The sequence below is a fragment of the Actinoallomurus sp. NPDC052274 genome (assembly GCF_040679475.1).
In the GTDB taxonomy this organism is placed as follows: domain Bacteria; phylum Actinomycetota; class Actinomycetes; order Streptosporangiales; family Streptosporangiaceae; genus Actinoallomurus; species Actinoallomurus liliacearum.
This window is the reverse complement of sequence record NZ_JBFAUT010000104.1, coordinates 1-17918: the sequence shown is the minus strand read 5'-3', so window position 1 is coordinate 17918 and position 17918 is coordinate 1. Positions and strand designations below refer to the sequence as shown.

Genomic DNA, 17918 nt, shown 5'->3' with positions numbered 1-17918 from the left:
CCGCGGGGCCGCCCAGCTCGCCCAAGCCGCCATCGACGCCGCGCAACGCCAGCACACCAGCCTGCCCGGCGAGACCCTGACCGCACAGTTGATCACCACGCTGGCCAGGGAGGTGATAGCCCTCAACGAGCAGATCAAAGACATCGACAAGCTCATCGAGGGCAGGTTTCACCGCCACCGCGACGCCGAGGTGATCACCAGCCTGCCCGGCATCGGCACCATCCTCGGCACCGAGTTCCTGACCGCCACCGGCGGCGACCTGGACATGTTCGGCACCGCCGACCGCCTCGCCAGCTTCGCCGGCCTGTCCCCGGTCCCGCGTGACTCCGGCCGTATCCAGGGCAACCTGCACCGGCCCCAGCGTTACCACCGAGGACTCAACCGGGTCTTCTACACCTCCGCGCTGATCAGCATCCAGCGCAACCCCGAATCGCGCATCTTCTACAACCGCAAGAGAACCGAAGGCAAACACCACACCCAAGCGGTCCTGGCCCTGGCCCGCCGACGAGTCAACGTGTTGTGGGCACTCCTGCGTGACAGACGATGCCACCAACCCGCACCACCGGTCACCGCTGCCGCTTGACAACAGCATTAGGAAGCCTCCTTCGTCGGAGGAGTGACCAGAGGCGCCGTGCTCACGTGTCCGCCCGGAGGCGAGGGGCTCGGTTGCCGATGACGCGACTGATCTCCCGAGCGGCCAGGGACTTGTCCACCGCCGGACAGATCGGCTGGCCCCACGAGTAGAAGAACCAGTAGGCGTCGCCGTCCACGATGTGGTGTTCGCAGCGGATCGTCTCCGACATGACAGGCGCGTGCCGGTTGGTCGCCCGGAGGTACGGTGCCGCGCCGTGGGGGTGGTCGAAAGTGGTCTCGAAGCCGGCCTGATCGAGCGCACCCCGCAGTTCGTGCAGGTGCCGGACGACTAACGCGGCGACGGTCTCCTCGCCCATGTGCGTTCTCCTCATCGCGCGGGGTACACGGCCGTCTGCCGTGACCTTAAAGCCGTCGACCTGCCAGGTGCGAGGAGTGTGCCCGAGTGTGGCACACGCTTAAGGCACATGGGTCTCCGGCGCGCGATGCCCGGTCCGGCGGACGCCCGCCCGGCCGGCTCAGAGGCGGTCCACTCACGTCCGCCTGGCCGGCTCAGAGGCGGTCCACTCGAATCTGCCCGGCCGGCTCAGTCGAGGGCGTCGATCGCGGCGGTGATGAGCGCCCGTGCCGCAGCGCCGAAGACCGCCATCGTCGACAGCTCGGCGAACGCCTTCGCGTACAGCTCCACCTCGCCCGGTGTCGTGACCGTCACCGCCGCCGACAGCAGCTCCACCGAGACCTGGGCGGAGTCGAAGATGTTGAAGCCCTCCAGGGTCCACATCCGGCGGCCGCCGTGGTCGAAGGGGATGATGCCCAGGGACACCGACGGCATCGCCATGATGTCCAGCAGGTGGTGCAGTTGCCCGGCCATGGTCTCGGGGCCGCCGACCTGGTAGCGGAGCACCGATTCCTCGACGAGCACGGCGAACCGGTGGTCGCCGTCCCGTACGACGTGCGAGCGGGCCATCCGGGCGGCCACCGCCTCCTCGACGTCGTTCGGGGAGTCGTGGAACGTCGTGATGGCCGACAACAGCGCCCCGGCGTACGCGGCCGTCTGGAACAGGCCGGGAACGACCTGGGAGCAGTAGACGCGGAAGCTGCGGGTCCGCTCGTACAGCGGCACGCGGGACTCCTGGAGCCGGCGCAGGCCGGTGCGCTGCAGCCGCCGCCACTCGACGTAGGCGCCCTCGACGGTGCGCAGCGAGGCCACGAGATCGGCGGCCTGGTCGTCGGCCTTGCAGACGGCGCACCAGCGGCGGATGTCGTCGGCGGAGGGCGGCCGGGAGGCGTGCTCGATCTTGGAGATCTTGGTGCGGTCCCATTCGGCGGCGGAGGCGAGCGCCTTGGCGGTCAGGCCGGCGTCGACCCTGATCTCCCGCAGACGGTCGGCGAGGGCCTGACGGGCCGCCTGGACGGACGAGGACGGTGAGGTCATGGACACCGTCCCCCGCGATGGTCGGGGGCGCTCAGGCGGGGCGATAGTCATCGTGATCGACCCCGCGTTCCCAGGCCGCCTCGAAGGCGGAGGTGCATAGCTTCACCACGTCAGGATCCTCCCAGACGTCGTGGCCGACGAAGTCCCCGTCTCCGGCGAAGTGGCCGAATCGTACGATCCGGCCGTCGAACACCCAGAAGTCGTTGCCCGGCAGGGCCAGGTCCGAGGCCTGCCGGCGAGGCAGCCACCGTACCTGCTCGCCGGCCGCGACGTTCAATCCTCCCGTTATGTTGTATTCGAAACGGATGAAGTCCGCCAGTGGTTCCGACACGATGCGGACGCGCCGCATCCGGACACCACGGGCGACGGTGGTCCGCACGAGCGCGAACCATTCGGCATAGCGCTCCGGTCCATCGATCCGGAGCCCCGCCCGCCAGTCGCGGTAGACGGGATCACCGGGCGTGTAGCCGTCCCGCATCTCCAGGTGGACGGCCGACTCGTCGCACTCGGCCAGCAGGTCATTGAACGATGGGACCTCCGGCGACATCGCACGCCTCCTTCAGGATCGGTGCCATTCGCGCCGGTAGCCGCAGCACCGTCTCGTGGTCGGGTATCGGGCCGGTCGCCAGGCATTCCCTCCGAGTATCCGGGTCCGCGGTCCATCCTTGAATGACGATCTCGCTGGTCTTCTCGTCCACCCACACGGTGGGGCAGTTATCCCCGTTGGTGAACGGGTCGATTCCGACGAACCTGAGAGGCATGAATGATCTCCTGAGTCGCTGTCCGTGTACGGATTGCGTAGGAGAGATTCACGCAGCGTGATGGGGGCGGTCAAACGGTTGCCATGCAATCGAACGGCCGTTCGCCGCCTCTCCGGAGGCATCCTTATATCCCGCGGTGTACGTCTCTCCCGCCGCGACCGCCGGGTGGACGAAACCGATCCCCGGAAAAAGACGTGGGCTCCGTGGTTCATGCGAACCACGGAGCCCACGGTCGTGTCGGGGCGAGGGGCCTCAGCCGCCGCGGTGGTCCCCGTAGGAGCCCCACTCGTCGGAGCGCTTGTCGTCGGTCTTCCGGTCGCCGTAGGAGGTGCCGTACGGGCTGCTCGGGTAGGCCTGCGTCGCGTTCGGATCGTCGGACGGCTGGCCCGACCCAGGCGTCGAGGAGCCGAGGTCGTAGCCGGAGCCGGAGCCGGGCGAGGAGCCCAGGTAGTCCGAGCCGCCATAGGACGAGCCGGAGGTCTGGTAGCCGCCGGTGTTCGAGTAGCCGCCGGTGGACGTGCCGCCGTAGGACCCGTACGAGTCCGACGACGAGGACGACGAGCCGGTGTATCCGCCGCCGAGCGGGTCGTCCTGGCCCGGCGAGCCCGCGCCGTACGCCGGGGAGGAGCCGTAACCGCTGGAACCGCTGTCGTAGGAGGGAGTGCTGTACCCGCCGGTCGAGTTGTAGCCGCCGGACAGCGGGTCGGACCCGTACGAGCCGCTCGTCGAGGAGCCGTAGGAGGAGTCCCCGGAACCGCCGCTGTAGGAGTCGGAGGACCCGTAGGAGCCCGTCGACCAGCCGCCGCCGGTGGAGGAGGAGCCGGCCGAGGTGGAACGGTACGAGTGGTCGCCGGTGTCGAGCGGGTCGGTGAGCGGGTCGAACTTGGCGGGGCTCGGCGAGGCCGGCGCGGGGCCGCCCGAGGCGGAGCCTCCCGAGTCTCCCTCATCGCCTCCGGCGCGCTGCCGCTGGATCTTGGCCAGCAGCTCGTCGACGGCCGGGACGACGGGGCTGTCGTCGCTGCCGCTGATCGAGGGGGAGGAGCCGAGCGGGGCCGAGGATCCCAGCGGGGAGGGAACCGGCGGCGCGGACGGCGGAGTCGGCGCGGCGGGGGAGCTCGAGCCGTACGTCGGGCGTTCGCCGGTGTTCAGCGGATCGTCGCCGTAACCGCTCGTCGGATCCGCGCCGTACGGGCGGTCGACGCCGTACGAGGGCTCGGAGGAGTACGGGGACTCCGAGGAGTAGGACGGTGCCTCCGAGGAGTAGGACGGCTCAGAGGAGTACGAGGGCGCCTCGGAGGAGTACGAGGGCTCGGAGGAGTACGAGGGCGCCTCGGAGGAGTACGAGGGCGCCTCGGAGGAGTAGGACGGCTCGCTCGGGTAGGAGGGCGAGAAGCCGCCGCTCTGTTCGGTCGAGCCGTACGCCGGGATCTCGTCACCGGCCACCGTCTCGGCCGCCCGCTCGGAGGACGGGATGTCCAGCGCGGACGGGAGCGACGGGATGTCGAGCGGGCCGGGCGGCGTCGACGGCGTGTCGAGGGCCGGGACGGCCGGCTGCGGCCTGGTCGGCGGTGCCGGTGAGTCGATCGAACCGCCGTGCGGGGACTGGCCGGCGAGCGGCATGCCCTGCGGCTGCGGGCCGGCCAGCGGCGTCGGCTCGGGGTGCGCCGCATGGTGCTGGCCGAGAGGGTCCTGCCCCCGCGCCTCGGACGGCTGCCCGGCGTCCTGCCGCCAGGGGAACTTCGGCTTGTCGAAGGTGATGGTCGACCAGTACTCGTCGTCGTCCATCTCCTCGTTGTTCCGGCTGCCCGGAGGCGCGGCCGGAACCGGGGCGGGCAGCTGCGCCGGACCGGCGCCCGGGCCGGCGATCGGCGCGGCGGGCAACTGGTGCTGCTGCTGCGGGAGCGGAGCACCGGCCACGCGCATGTCGCCGCCGCCGTACGAGTCCTCCACCGCCTCGTCACCCTCGCCGCGGCGGCCTCGGGATCTGCCGGCGCGGCGGCCCCGGGGCTGCTCCTCGTCGGACATCCAGTCGTCTTCGTCTCCGGCACGGCTCGCCCTCATGCCGAGGGCGACGAGCACCCCGACCAGGATGACGACCGCGACCAAGCCAAGGACAACGATCAGACCCCACATAGCTACCACCCAACGCCATGGTCTAGCGGTCGACGCCGACGCGGAGACCTTTTCCCATGATCACCGGCACCGGGCCCCCCAAGGAGCTAGACCGATTGTCGCCGACCGCTATGACCCTTGTCATACGGTTCGCACACATCTACCTTCACACTACTGGCCCTCAGGCCCATTGGTGCCGCCTGCCCGCTCGACGCCTCTTCATGCGTGGCGACAGCGTTCGGCTCACCGGTCACTCAGGACTTCACGACGGCTCCCTGGAAGATCGCGGTCATCCGGCCCCGCGCGATCGTACGGGAGGCGATCGCCGCCAGGGCGTCACCCAGGCTCGCGCCGTTCTTCAGGGGCACCTTGTCCTTCAGCGCGTAGAGCGTGAAGCGGTACCGGTGCACCTCTCCCTTCGGCGGGCAGGGCGGGGCGTACCCGACCTTCTGCGCGGTGTTGACCGCCTGCTCGGCGTGCGGCGGGACGGTGTTCTCCAGGAGCTCGGCCGCCGTGGCGTCGATGTTGTACAGCACCCAGTGGACGTACGCGCCGCTGGGGGAGTCCGGGTCGTCGATGACGAGCGCGAGGGAGCCGACGCCGTTCTGCGCGACGGACCAGCGCAGCGGCGGCGTCCTGGACCGGCCGCCGTACTGCGGGCAGACGTAGCGGACGGGCATCGGCGCGCCGTCGCGGAACGCCGGACTGGTCACCGTGATCGAGTCCGGCACGCTGCCGCGCACGAGTTTGTTCTGCCCGAAGAGGCTGCAGCCCGTGAGGGACAGCAGCCCGACGACGGCCAGGCACACCGGCCGCCACAACGTGGTCATCATCGATATACAGCTCCCGGGGGACGATCGTACGCCGCGCCCGGCGGATGTCCGCGTATTCGGCGCATCGAGGGCCGCGCGGCTCCTCGACGCGGCGTCGGGACCGAACACCGGGCGTGCGGCTCACCCTAAAGCGGTCCGGCGGGCGATGCCGTCTCGACCGACGGACGGCCGGGAGACGACTTGAGGCGGAAGGCGGGCCACGCGGCGGCGTGATCGGAAGAGGTGGCGGATTTCTCGACGGAACCCGCCGGTTCGTTTGGCGTAACGTGAACTTTTTCAATCTTTCACATGGCGATCCCCTGGAATATCGGGCTCGATGGCGTAGTTTGTGAATGTATTCACAAGTCGAGCAGTCGAGCGAGGAGAAGCATCGCCGTGGCCACGAGCCCGAACACGAGCCGGACCACTCCCCACATCCTCATCGTCGGCGGCGGTTACGTCGGCATGTACACCGCACTGCGCCTGCAGCGGCGACTGCGGTCGAACGAGGCGACGATCACGGTCGTGGACCCCCAGTCGTTCATGACCTACCAGCCGTTCCTCCCCGAGGTGGCCGCAGGCCACCTGGAGGCCCGCCACGTCGTCGTGCCGCTGCGCCGGGTGCTGTCCAGGGCACGCGTCCTGAACGGCCGGGTCGTCTCCGTCGACCACGCCCACCACGTCGCGACGGTGCGTCCGGCGTCCGGCCCGGCGACCGAGATCTCCTATGACTACCTGGTGATGGCGCCGGGATCGGTCTCCCGCACGCTTCCGATCCCCGGGCTCGCCGAGCACGGCATCGGGTTCAAGAACGTCGCCGAGGCCATCCACCTGCGCAACCACGTGCTCGGACGGCTCGACGCCGCCGCCTCCACCGACGACGAGGCGGTGCGCCGCCGCGCCCTGACCTTCGTCTTCGTCGGCGGCGGCTTCGCCGGCGTCGAGGCCCTGGCCGAGCTGGAGGACATGGCGCGCGGCGCCCTGAAGTACCACCCGGAGCTCGGCCCGCAGGACATGCGCTGGGTGCTCGTCGAGGCCAGCGACCGGATCCTGCCCGAGGTCGGCGACCGGATGGGCCGCTACACGGTCGAGGAGCTGCGCCGCCGGGGCATCGACGTGCGGCTGAACACGCGCCTCACGTCGGCCGTCGACCGCCGGATCGTGCTGGACGACGGAACGGAGTTCGAGGCGGGCACGCTCGTGTGGACCGCCGGTGTCAAGCCGAACCCGCTCAACCGCTCCACCGACCTGCCCCTGGACCGGCAGGGCCGTGTCGTGGCGACCGAGTACCTCACCGTCGAGGGCGCCGACGACGCGTTCGTGGCCGGTGACTGCGGCGCCGTCCCGGACCTGACCCGGCCCGGTGAGTACTGCGCGCCCAACGCCCAGCACGCCGTGCGCCAGGCCAAGCGGCTCGCCGACAACATCGTGGCGACCCTTCGCGGCAAGCGGCGCAAGGCGTACCGCCACTCGTACGCCGGGTCGGTCGCCAGCCTCGGCCTGTACCGGGGCGTCGCGCACGTGTACGGCGTGAAGCTGCGCGGGTTCGCGGCCTGGTTCATGCACCGGACGTACCACCTGTCGCGGGTGCCCACCGTCAACCGCAAGGTGCGCGTGGTGGCCGACTGGACGCTCGCGCTGTTCTTCCGTCGCGAGACGGTGTCCCTCGGCGCCATCGAACGGCCGCGCGCGGAGTTCGAACTGGCCAGCGGGCAGGACCGCGCGGCCTGATCCGTGTCCCCGCCCCCGGCCGGGGGCGGCCACGCCGTGTCCTTCCGCCCCAGGCCGGGGCGGAAGCGGCGCGCGAAGTACCCTTTCCGTCCTTGCGGCGGGTCGGCAGGGAGGCCGACCCGCCGTTTTTTGTGCGAGACTCAACGCGATATATCTCGCCAATCCGGAAAAGCCGGGGCGCCGCCCCGGGCGGACAGGAGAGGATCGACCCGTGCGGATCTCGTTGCTCGGCCCTCTCGAGGTCACCGATGACGGCGGACGGCCGGTGGAGGTCGGTGGCGCCCGGCTGCGTACCCTCCTCATCCTGCTCGCCCTCGAGGCTCCCCGCGTCCTGACCGCCGACCGCCTCGTCACCGGAGTGTGGGACGGCGATCCACCGGCCGGCGCCCCGAACGCCCTCCAGTCGCTGATCTCCCGGCTGCGCCGGACCCTGCCCACCGCGGTGATCGACTCCCGCCCCGCGGGGTACCGGCTGGTCGTCGAGGAGGACGTGGTCGACCTGCGGCGCTTCGACCGGCTCATCGCGCACGGACGGTGCCTGCTGCAGGAGGATCCGGCCCGCGCGGCGGACGCCCTGGCCGAGGCCCTGAGCCTCTGGCGCGGCATGCCGCTCGCCGACGTCGCCGACACCGGATTCGCCCGCGGCCACGTCGCCCGCCTCACCGAACAGCGCCTCGCCGCGATCGAGGACCACGCCGAGGCGCTGCTGCTGCTCGGCCGCGCCGACCCCGCCGAGCTGGAGGCGCTGGTCGCCGCGCACCCGCTCCGCGAGCGCCTGCGCGGACAGTACATGCGGGCGCTGTGTGCCGCCGGCCGCCAGGCGGACGCGCTCGCCAGCTTCGAGGACGCCCGCCGCACCCTCGCGGAGGAGCTCGGCGTCGACCCGTCGCCGGAGCTGCGCGCCGTCCACCTCGCGGTGCTCCGCGGGGACCAGACCCCCGCCCGGTCACGCGGCCGCAGCAACCTGCCCGCCCGGCTGACGAGCTTCATCGGCCGCGAGGAGGAGATCGAACGCGTCGGCAAGCTGCTGGAGGAGAACCGCCTCGTCACCCTCACCGGGCCCGGCGGAGCGGGGAAGACCCGGCTGGCCGTCGAGGCGGCCGCGGGCCTGACCGAGCGCATGCCCGGCGGCGTCTGGCTGGTCGAGCTGGCCGGCGTCGGCGACCCGGGTGAGGTCCCGCAGGCGCTGCTGAGCACGCTCGGGCTCCGCGAGACCGCGCTCACCGCCGGCATGCTCGGCGCGGCGCCCACCAGCGTCGAACCGGTCGAGCGGCTCGTCGCCGCGCTGGCCGACGAGCGGCTGCTCATCCTGCTCGACAACTGCGAGCACCTGATCGACTCCTGCGCCCGGCTCGTCGACCGGGTGCTCGGTGACTGCCCCGGCGTGCGGGTCCTGGCGACGAGCCGGGAGGCGCTCGGAATCACCGGCGAGAGCCTGTGGCCGGTGCCTCCGCTCGCCTTCCCGCCGGACGACCCGGCCGAGGCCCACCGGCCCACCGCCGACTCCGGCCGGGCGCCCGCACCGCCGGGCGGAGCGCTGAACTATCCCGCCGTACGCCTGTTCGTCGAGCGCGGCACCGCGGTGCGGCCCGGGTTCGACCCCGGAGTCGACCTCCCCGCGGTCCTCGCCATCTGCCGCCGCCTCGACGGCATGCCGCTGGCCATCGAACTGGCCGCCGCCCGCCTCCGTACGATGACCGCCGCGCAGCTCGCGGACCGCCTCGACGACCGGTTCCGCGTGCTGACGGGCGGCAGCCGTACGGCCCTGCCCCGGCACCAGACCCTGCGCGCCGTCGTCGACTGGAGCTGGGAGCTGCTCGACGACGCCGAACGCGCGCTGCTGCGGCGGCTGTCGGTCTTCGCGGGCGGCGCGACCCTGGAGAGCATCGAGGACGTCTGCGGCGACGACGTCCTCGATGCGCTCACCGGGCTGGTCGAGAAGTCGCTCGTCGAGATCGACGCGACCGGGCGCTACCGCGTCCTGGAGACGATCCGAGCGTACGGCGCGGAGCGGCTGTCCGACGCGGGCGAGGCCAAGAGGGTCCGCCGCGCGCACGCGCACCACTTCCTTCGCCTGGCCGAGACGGCGGAGCCCAAGCTGCGCACCCGTGACCAGCTGCGCTGGCTGGACCGCCTCGTCGCCGAGTACGACAACCTTCATTCGGCGCTGCGCTGGGCGATCGAGGTCCAGGACGCCGCGCTCGCCCTCCGCTACGTCGCGAGTCTGGGCTGGTTCTGGTTCCTGCGCGGAATGCGGGTCGAGGGGCGGCAGCTCGCCCAGGACGCCCTGGCGGTGCCCGGCAAGGGGCCCGCCGCCGCGTACGCGGTCGCCACCCTCTACTGGATGGCCGGCAAGATCGACGACGATCCGATGCTGCGCGACAGGGACGACATGCGGCGCAGGATCGAAACCGCGATGGAGGCCTGCGCGGACATCCCGCCGGACGACCTGCATCCGATGCTGCGCGTCGCCCCGCTGGGCCTGCTGATCTTCGACGGCCGCATCGAGGACGCGCTCGCGGCGGTGGAATCCCTGCGCGACGCGCGTGACCCGTGGCTCCGGGCCACCGCGGGGACGATCCGCGGGCACGCGCTGATCAACCTCGGCCGGGTCCGGGAGATCGACCGGAACTTCACCGACGCGCTCGACGAGTTCCGCGCCCTCGGCGAACGCTGGGGCATGTCGCTGACGCTCACCGGGCTCGCCGAGCTGACCTTGTGGCAGGGCGATCCGCTGTCCGCCAAGGACTACATCGAGGAGGCCCTGCGCTACTCGCTGGACCTGGGCAGCTTCGACGAGTCCAGTCACCTGCGCGTCCGGCTGGCCCAGGCCTACGCCGCGCTCGGTGACGACGAGAGGGCCCGCGCCGAACTCGACGCCGCGCTCCGGGGCGCCGAGCGCCGCGGCTCGCCCCTCGACGTGGCCGTCGTCCGTTTCACCACCGCCGACGTGGCACGGCGCCGCGGCGACCTCGGCGCCGCCCGGGCCGCGCTCGAGGACCTCGTCCTCGGAGAGTGGCACGGCGGGCCGCCGCAGTTCGCCTCGATGATCAACACTCAGCTCGCCATGCTCCACGGGGCGGAGGGCGAGCTTGACGCGGCGCTGGCCCGGCACGTCGAGGCCTTCCGGTACGCGTGGGTGGCGCACGACGCGCCGATCATCGGGCAGTCCCTCGTCGGCCTGGCCGACCACGCGCTCCGCAGCGGTGACCACGAGCGCGCGGCATCGTTCCTCGGGGCCGCCGTCGGCATACGCGGGACCGAGGACCGCTCGCTCGAGGATCCGCCGCGGATCGAGCAGGCCGTACGGCAGGCGATCGGCGAGGAGCGGTACGCGGAGGCGTACGCGCGCGGTCACGCGATGCGGATCACGGACGTCGCGGACCATCTCGGGATCGACCCGATCACCGACCGGCCGGCGGCCCGCCCGGGAACAGCGACCCCGCCCGCTTGACCGTACGGATGATCGGTGCCGTCTCCATCGACTGGATGCCGCCGAGGACGGCGACCCGCTCGGTGAGGTAGCGGGCGAGGTCTCCGGCGTCCCGGCAGTTCACGGCGGCCAGGAGGTTGGTCGGGCCGGTCGTGAGCGCGGCGAACGAGACCTCCGGGTGCCGTGCGAGCGCCTCGGCGGTCTCGACGGCCTCGGCCGGCCGGACGCTCATCCACAGCCGGGCCTCGGCCGCGAAGCCGACCACAGCGGGCGGGACGTCGAGCTGGTACCGCAGGACCCCGGTCCGGCGCAAAGCGGTCAGCCGCCTCTTCACCGTCGACTCCGACCATCCGGTGACCGAGGTCAGCTCCGCGTACGCGGCCCTTCCGTCGCGGGACAGGGCCTGCAGCAGCACCCGGTCGCCGTCGTCGAGCGTGACCGGCCCGTCCTCGGCCTCCGGCGGCTCGGGCCGGAGCTGCTCCACCTGCTCGGGGGACAGGGCGGCCACGCCCGCCCAGCCGGTGGGCAGCGCGAAGCCGCGCAGCAGCAGGTGCGCGGACACGGAGACGACCCGGCTCGTCCGCGGCAGCCGGTGCAGCAGCAGCGCCTCCTGCTCGTCGGCGCTGCGCGCCTGCACGTTGCAGGAGATCTCGGTGCCGCCCGACAGCAGGTACACCCATGAGGTGTCCTCCCGGGCGGCGAGCGCCTCGGCGACCCGGCTCGCCGCGTCGGGCGTGCAGCGGAGCCGGATGGTCCAGGGGACGTAGCCGAGGCGTGCGCCGTTGACGGTGCCGACCACCCGCAGCAGGCCCTCGCCCCGCAGCCGCCGGTAGCGGCGCGCCACGGTGTTCTCCGAGACGCCGAGGACCTCGGCGATGGCGCGGAACGACGCCCGGCCGTCCAGCCGCAGCGCGTGAATCAGGCCAAGGTCGACGGAATCCACCGCGCCACCGTAACAGCCTGACGGTATCCGGCGAGTGGCCCCGCATGGCTGGCGGTGCCCCGGTCGCGCAGGCGATCGTTCGGGCTCGTTCTCGTCAATCACCGTAAGGACTCGCTCATGCGCAAGTGGGTGCCGCTCGCGGCGGCCTGCCTCGGATCGTTCCTGTTCCTCGTGGACACCACCGTCGTGACGGTCGCGCTGCCCGACATGGCGCGCGACCTGACGGCCTCCCTGGAGAGCCTGCAGTGGGTGGCGAACGGCTACACGCTGGTGCTGGCCGTCCTGATGCTCACCGCCGGATCCCTGGCCGACCTGTACGGCCACCGCGACACCTACCTGGCCGGCCTCGCCGTCTTCGCCGTCGCCTCCCTGGCCTGCGGGCTCGCGCCGGACGCCGGCACGCTCATCGCGGCCCGCGCCCTGCAGGGCGTCGGCGGAGCGGCCCTGGCCGTGACGACGTTCACCCTGGCCGCGAACTCCTACGGCGGCAGGGACAAGGGCACCGCCCTGGGGATCTTCTTCGCCGTCAACGGGCTCGCCGCAGCGGTGGGACCGATGGTGGGCGGAGTCCTGGTCACCTGCCTGGACTGGCGGGCGATCTTCTTCGTCAACCCCCCGATCGTCGTCGCCGCCCTGGTGCTGACCCTGCGCTCGACGGCCAACGTCAGGCTCGCCCCGGACGCGGGGATCGACCCGCTCGGCATGGCGTCGTTCGCGCTGTGCGCCGGCTCGCTCACCTACGCGCTGACCGCCGGCGAACCGATCGGATACGCCGTGGCGGCCGTCGGCCTCGTGACCTTCGTCACCGTCGAACTCCGGCGCCGCCGCCCGCTGCTCGACGTCAGACTGTTCGCCCGGCCGTCCTTCTCCGCCGTGATGGCCGGCTCCCTCGCCGGGTCCGTGGCCTTCGCCGCCCTGGTCTACACGTCGATCCGGCTGCAGTCCGGCCGCGGCCTCGGCCCTCTCAACGCCGGACTGGCGATGACGCCGCTCGCGCTGACGAGCTTCGTCGTCTCGACCCTCGGCGGCCGGTTCCTGCACGGCGCCGCGCCGCGCCTGACCGTCGGCGCCGGCCTGCTCATGGGCGGCCTCGGGTGCGCCCTCCAGACGTGGTCGCTGACCCTCGGGCTCATCGTCACCGGGCTCGGCGTGGGCGTCGTCGGGCCGTCGATGGGCGCGGCCGTGATGGGGTCGGTGCCCCCGGAGCGCGGCGGCATGGCCGCCGGCGCGATGACCACCTTCCGGCAACTCGGGCAGACGCTCGGCGTCGCCGTCCTGGGGGTCGTGTTCAGGTCGCCGCAGGGGATCGGCGGGGTCTACCTGACGGCCGCCGGGATCGCGTCGGCCGCCGGAGTACTCGCCCTCCTGGCGATCCGCCCCGCGCCCGCTCCCGTAGCCGCCTGAGCGCACGACCGCCGCGGTGCTCCTGCGGAGGACGGCCTGATGCGGGCCCGCGCCGCGCGGGCCCGCATCAGGCGGACGGCCCTCAGACCCGGCGGCGCAGCGCGCGGACCGCGAGCGGCGCGAAGACGAGCGCGATGCTCGCCGCCCACACCAGGGACTTCAGGACCGGGGACGCGACGGCGCCGCCGTTGATGAGGCCGCGGGTGGCGTCGGCGAGGTGCGTCACGGGGTTGACCTTGACCCAGGTCTGCAACCAGCCCGGCATCGTGTCGACCCGCGCGAACGCGCTGCTCGTGAAGCTGAGCGGGAAGACCGTCGTGAATCCGAAGATCATCACCTTGTCCGGCTCGCTCACCAGGACGCCGATCAGCACGGCGATCCAGGAGAACGCCAGCGCGAAGGCCAGGAGCAGCAGGAAGGCCAGGACCAGGTGGATGACGTCGGTCTTCACGCGGAAACCGATGATCATGCCGACGGCGATCAGGATCGCCATCGACCAGGCCTGCTTGACGGTGTCCGCGACGATCCGGCCGGCCAGCGGCGACATCCGCCCGATGGGCAGGCTGCGCAGCCGGTCGAACACGCCCTTGGTCAGGTCGGTGTTCAGCAGGAAGCCGGTGTTCATGGTGGCGAACATGGCGTTCTGCGCGATGATCCCCGGCAGCGCGAACTGCAGGTACTGCACCGGATGGCCACCGGCCATCTGGCCGCCGAACACGTACGTGAACAGCAGCACGAACATGATCGGTTGGATGCTGAGATCGATCAGCTCCATGGGGTTGTGCTTGATCTGCACCAGACTGCGCCAGGCGAGCGTCGCGGTGTGCCGCAGGGTCGCGACGGGGCTGACGTGCCGGGTCAGCGTGCGGGGTGCGGTGACGGTGGAGGCGGTCATGCCCGGCTCCCTTCGGTGACGAGTTCGGCGGCGGTGTCGGTCGGCTCGGCGCGGTGGCCGGTCAGGGCGAGGAAGACCTCGTCCAGGGTCGACTTGCGCAGCGACAGCTCGGCCACCAGCACGCCCGCGTCGTCGAGCCGGCGGACGATCGTCGGCAGCACGGCCGGATCGGTCACCGGCGCGGTCACCAGGTCGCCCTCGACCTGCATCCCGTCGCCGACCACCACGCTGACCAGGCCGGCGACCGTCTCACGGTCCCGCTCGTCGACCGGCCGGACCTGGAGCACCTGCCCGCCGACCTGCGTCTTGAGCTGGTCGGGGGTGCCGTTGGCGATCACCTTGCCCCGGTCGATCACGGCGATCTCGTCCGCGAACAGATCGGCCTCCTCCAGGTACTGCGTGGTCAGCAGCACGGTCACACCGTCGTCGACCAGGCCGCGGACGATGTCCCATAGCCCGCCGCGGGCGTGCGGGTCCAGGCCCGTGGTCGGCTCGTCGAGGAACAGCACCGACGGCCGCCCGACCAGGCTGGCCGCCAGGTCCAGCCGACGGCGCATGCCGCCGGAGTAGGTCTTGGCCGGGCGGTCGCGGGCGTCCCACAGTTCGAACCGCTCCAGCAACTCGGCCGCGCGCGCCTTCGCCTCCGACCGTGACATGTCCAGCAGCCGGCCGATCATGACGAGGTTCTCCGTGCCGGTCAGCATCTCGTCGACCGACGCGTACTGCCCGGTCAGCCCGATCAGCTGCCTGACCTGGTGCGCTTCGCGCACGACGTCGTGGCCGTCGACGGTCGCGCGGCCCTCGTCGGGCCGCAGCAGGGTGGCGAGAACGCGGACGGCGGTGGTCTTGCCCGCCCCGTTCGGGCCGAGCACGCCGAGTACGGTGCCGGGGCGCGCCGTCAGGCTCACGCCGTCCAGGGCGACCGTCTCACCGAACCGCTTCACCAGGCCCTCCGCCTGGATCGCGTAAGTCATGGGGGTCTTCTCTCATGAGGTCGCTATGTGTACGACCCTCACTGTCTCCGACCGCCCTGACATACGGCGCACATCCGTCTGATACCGCCTGACAGCCTCCTGAGAAGGGGGCGCTGAGCGCGGCAGCCCCGCCGCCGGCCACGCGGTCAACAAGATCACTGGCGTTCGCTGACCATAGGCGGCAGTGATAGCCAGTGATCATGGTTCGGCGCAACGCGACCGCGACAAGAGAGCGGCCAGTGATGACCGAGGGCGCCGTGATCGACCGCGCCGGTGGGAGTCGTCGCAGGTCATCGCGGGGTCTCCCATAAACTCTGGGTAATCACTGCACGTACCCGGAGGTGTGTCACGGCTGCCGAGATCGACTACGAGGCTCTGTTCGCGGCCACTCCGAGTCCGTGCCTGGTGCTGACCCCCGACCTGACGATCGTGGAGGCCAACCGGTCCTACCTCGAGACCACGGGACGCACGAGGGAGGACCTCGTCGGCCGGTACATGTTCGACGCCTTCCCTTGTGAGCAGGACGCCGGACTGCGCGGCATGCGCAGCCTGAAGACGTCCGTGCGACGGGCCGCGGTCACGCGTCAGCGGGACATCCAGGGACCGCAGAAGTACGACATTCCCGTGGCGGACCGCCCCGGTGAGTTCGAGGAGCGGTACTGGAGCACGTTCACCAGCCCCGTCCTGGGCCTGGACGGTGAGGCGGCGCTGTTCGTGGTCCGTACCGAGGACGTGACCGGGTTCGTCACGCATCAGGCGCAGGAGGACCCGGACCGGCACCAGGCCATGGAGGCCGAACTGTTCGGCCGGGCCAAGGAGCTCTATGAGAGCTACGAGGAGCTGAGGCGGGCGTACGCCCGGGAACGGCAGGTCGCGCTGACGCTGCAGCGGGCGATGCTGCCGGAGGTCGACCTCCAGCACCCCGGTGACGTCGCGGTGCGCTACCTGCCCGCGGTCGACACTTTGCACGTGTGCGGCGACTGGTACGAGCTGATCGAGCTGGACGAGACCCGGCTCGCGGTGGCGGTCGGGGACGTCGTCGGGCACGGGCTGTCCGCCGCCGGAGTGATGGGACAGCTGCGCAGCGCGCTCAGCACCGCCGTCCAGTCCCTCGCCGAGCCCGCCCCGGCACTCCAGGCGCTCGGCCGGTACGCGCTTTCGGTCGAGGGGGCGCTGGCCAGCACCGCCATCCAGGCGGTCATCGACAAGGCCGAGCAGAAGATCACCTACAGCTGCGCCGGCCACCTGCCGCCGGTCCTGCTGCAGCCCGACGGCACGGTCGACTTCCTCGACCAGGCCACCGACCCGCCCCTCGGCCTCAACCCCCTGGGCACCCCGCGGCCGCAGGCCGAGCGGCGCTACGCCTCCGGCGCCACGCTCGTGCTGTACACCGACGGCCTCGTCGAGCGCCGGGGCGAGGACATCGACGACGGCCTCGGCCGTCTCGCCGACAGCGTCGGCCGGCACGGCGGGCTGGACTCCGAGTCGCTGGCCGACGCGGTCCTCGCCGACCTCGGCGTGGCCGACGGCGCGGCCGACGACACGGCCCTCGTCGTCGTACGACTCTGAGTCGCCTGGTCGGCGGCGTGAGCCGAGTCGGCCTGCGGTGCCGTACGGTTTCGAGAGGGTGGTCGGCCTGCCGCCGGCGGCGCGGCCGACGACACCGCCCTCGTCGTACGACTCTGACCCCGCCGCGCCTCCGGCGGGCACGGCCCGCCGCCGAAGGCGCGGCCGTCACCCGCCCAGGGGAGCCCGGCGGGCGAGCACCGTGCGGTGGCTGATCCGCCAGCCATTCTCCACGCGCACGACGGTGTCTTCGTAGGTTGGCGCGGGAGCTCTCCGACGAGCGCGGGCCCGGCGTCGCGTTGGACGAGGTGGCCCGCCGGGCGGGCGTCGGCAACGCGACGCTCTACCGGCACTTCCCGACCCGGAGTGATCTGATCGTGGCGGTCTACGCGGACGAGGTGGAGGCGCTCTGCGAGAAGGGCGCCGCCCTGATCGACGGCGGATCGGCGGTCGAGGCCCTGTTCGCGTGGCTGGACGACTTCGTCGTTCACGTGGCGACCAAGCGCGCTCTGGCGTTCGCGGGGACCGAGAACAGCGACGAGCGGCGCACCGCACTGTTCGACCAGTGGCATCGTTCCATGCGGGCCATCGCCCAGGAGTTGCTCGTCCGAGCCCAGCGAAGCGGCGACGCGAACGCCGATCTGACCGTGGACGACCTGCTCGCCCTGACGAACGCGACCGCCATCGCGGCGACCGGCGCGGAGGAGGCGCGGCGGCTCCTCCGAATCATGCGTCACGGCTTCGCGGGCGACCAAGGGTCGGCGGGCTTCGCGGGGTGACGGGAGGCGGCCGGCTCAGGGCGGGAGGTGGCCCGCTCGTCGGGGCGGGCGCAATGCTCGGTGAAAGCCCGCGCTGCCAGGTGACTCGTCCCGATAACGGGCCCGTTGGCAGCGGCTTCACCGAGCGCCACGCCTGCGCGATGGTCGAGGTTCCGCCGCCCGCCGCCCTACTCGGGGCGGCGGGCGCCGAACATGATCTCGTCCCAGGACGGGACCGAGGCGCGCTTGCTGCGGGCCCTCTTCCGGGCCGGCGGGCGCTTCTCCGGAGCGGGCGGTGCGGCGGGCGTCGCCGCCGCGGCGGCCGCGGGACGGTCGGCGACCTTCTCCGCCGGCTTCTCGGCGGGCTTCTGCGCGGCCGGTTTGGCGGCCGGTTTGGCGGCAGGCTTCGCCGGGGCCGGTTTGGGCGCCGGGGCGGGCTTCGGCGCCGGAGCCGGCTCGGGCGCCGCGGGCTTGGCCGCGGCGGCCGGTTCGGCGTCGTGTGG

The 17918-nt window shown here is 72.0% G+C and carries 14 protein-coding genes and 1 pseudogene; 6 read left to right on the top strand and 9 right to left on the bottom strand.

Going from position 1 to position 17918, the window contains the following annotated elements; translation table 11 throughout:
• Positions 1–583, top strand: a 583-nt coding sequence (locus AB0K82_RS43140; RefSeq protein ID WP_364409139.1) for a transposase, incomplete at its 5' end; no start/stop codon positions are given.
• A 52-nt stretch (positions 584–635) separates the two neighbouring features.
• Here AB0K82_RS43140 and AB0K82_RS43135 read toward each other — a convergent pair.
• The 5 genes from AB0K82_RS43135 to AB0K82_RS43115 all read right to left on the bottom strand — a co-directional run bounded on the left by AB0K82_RS43135 (position 636) and on the right by AB0K82_RS43115 (position 5732).
• On the bottom strand, positions 636–950 hold the full coding sequence (locus AB0K82_RS43135) for a hypothetical protein (RefSeq protein ID WP_364409137.1): 315 nt from the start codon (positions 948–950) through the stop codon (positions 636–638).
• 227 nt (positions 951–1177) lie between these two features.
• The gene (locus tag AB0K82_RS43130; RefSeq protein ID WP_364409134.1) at positions 1178–2026 is read right to left on the bottom strand and encodes a helix-turn-helix transcriptional regulator; all 849 of its coding nucleotides are present in this window, start codon (positions 2024–2026) and stop codon (positions 1178–1180) included.
• A gap of 31 nt (positions 2027–2057) precedes the next feature.
• Positions 2058–2573: a DUF6879 family protein gene (locus tag AB0K82_RS43125; protein WP_364409131.1), complete on the bottom strand. Its 516-nt coding sequence runs from the start codon at positions 2571–2573 to the stop codon at positions 2058–2060.
• Positions 2574–3039: 466 nt separating this feature from the next.
• A complete protein-coding gene (locus AB0K82_RS43120; RefSeq protein WP_364409128.1) occupies positions 3040–4893 on the bottom strand; it encodes a hypothetical protein in 1854 nt (617 codons plus the stop codon).
• Positions 4894–5153: 260 nt separating this feature from the next.
• On the bottom strand, positions 5154–5732 hold the full coding sequence (locus AB0K82_RS43115; protein ID WP_364409126.1) for a YbhB/YbcL family Raf kinase inhibitor-like protein: 579 nt from the start codon (positions 5730–5732) through the stop codon (positions 5154–5156).
• Positions 5733–6107: 375 nt separating this feature from the next.
• Here AB0K82_RS43115 and AB0K82_RS43110 point away from each other — a divergent pair, with 375 nt between their 5' ends.
• The gene (locus AB0K82_RS43110) at positions 6108–7442 is read left to right on the top strand and encodes an NAD(P)/FAD-dependent oxidoreductase (RefSeq protein WP_364409123.1); all 1335 of its coding nucleotides are present in this window, start codon (positions 6108–6110) and stop codon (positions 7440–7442) included.
• Between the two features lie 211 nt (positions 7443–7653).
• A complete protein-coding gene (locus tag AB0K82_RS43105; protein WP_364409120.1) occupies positions 7654–10896 on the top strand; it encodes a BTAD domain-containing putative transcriptional regulator in 3243 nt (1080 codons plus the stop codon).
• Here the strand turns inward: AB0K82_RS43105 and AB0K82_RS43100 are convergent.
• Positions 10847–11818 (bottom strand): Lrp/AsnC family transcriptional regulator, encoded by a 972-nt coding sequence (locus tag AB0K82_RS43100; RefSeq protein ID WP_364409117.1) that lies wholly within the window; start codon positions 11816–11818, stop codon positions 10847–10849. The two genes, AB0K82_RS43105 and AB0K82_RS43100, sit on opposite strands and share 50 nt — an antisense overlap.
• 117 nt (positions 11819–11935) lie before the next feature.
• On the opposite strand from AB0K82_RS43100, the gene AB0K82_RS43095 reads away from it, so the two are divergent.
• Entirely contained in the window at positions 11936–13222 is a 1287-nt protein-coding gene (locus AB0K82_RS43095; protein ID WP_364409115.1) for an MFS transporter, read from the top strand.
• An 82-nt stretch (positions 13223–13304) separates the two neighbouring features.
• Here the strand turns inward: AB0K82_RS43095 and AB0K82_RS43090 are convergent, their stop codons facing one another.
• Positions 13305–14117 carry an ABC transporter permease gene (locus AB0K82_RS43090; protein WP_364409112.1) on the bottom strand — a complete coding sequence of 271 codons (813 nt, stop codon included), beginning with the start codon at positions 14115–14117 and terminating at the stop codon, positions 13305–13307.
• A complete protein-coding gene (locus tag AB0K82_RS43085) occupies positions 14114–15091 on the bottom strand; it encodes an ATP-binding cassette domain-containing protein (protein WP_364409110.1) in 978 nt (325 codons plus the stop codon). Before AB0K82_RS43085 ends, AB0K82_RS43090 begins: the two co-directional genes overlap by 4 nt.
• Positions 15092–15364: 273 nt before the next feature.
• On the opposite strand from AB0K82_RS43085, the gene AB0K82_RS43080 reads away from it, so the two are divergent.
• Together AB0K82_RS43080 and AB0K82_RS43075 are read left to right on the top strand one after the other, a co-directional pair.
• A complete protein-coding gene (locus AB0K82_RS43080; protein WP_364409107.1) occupies positions 15365–16660 on the top strand; it encodes a SpoIIE family protein phosphatase in 1296 nt (431 codons plus the stop codon).
• 254 nt (positions 16661–16914) lie between these two features.
• Positions 16915–17436, top strand: a complete 522-nt coding sequence (locus AB0K82_RS43075; RefSeq protein WP_364409104.1) for a helix-turn-helix domain-containing protein — start codon at positions 16915–16917, stop codon at positions 17434–17436.
• Positions 17437–17603: 167 nt separating this feature from the next.
• Here AB0K82_RS43075 and AB0K82_RS43070 read toward each other — a convergent pair.
• Positions 17604–17918, bottom strand: a pseudogene (locus AB0K82_RS43070) (DUF3071 domain-containing protein); the annotation flags it as partial.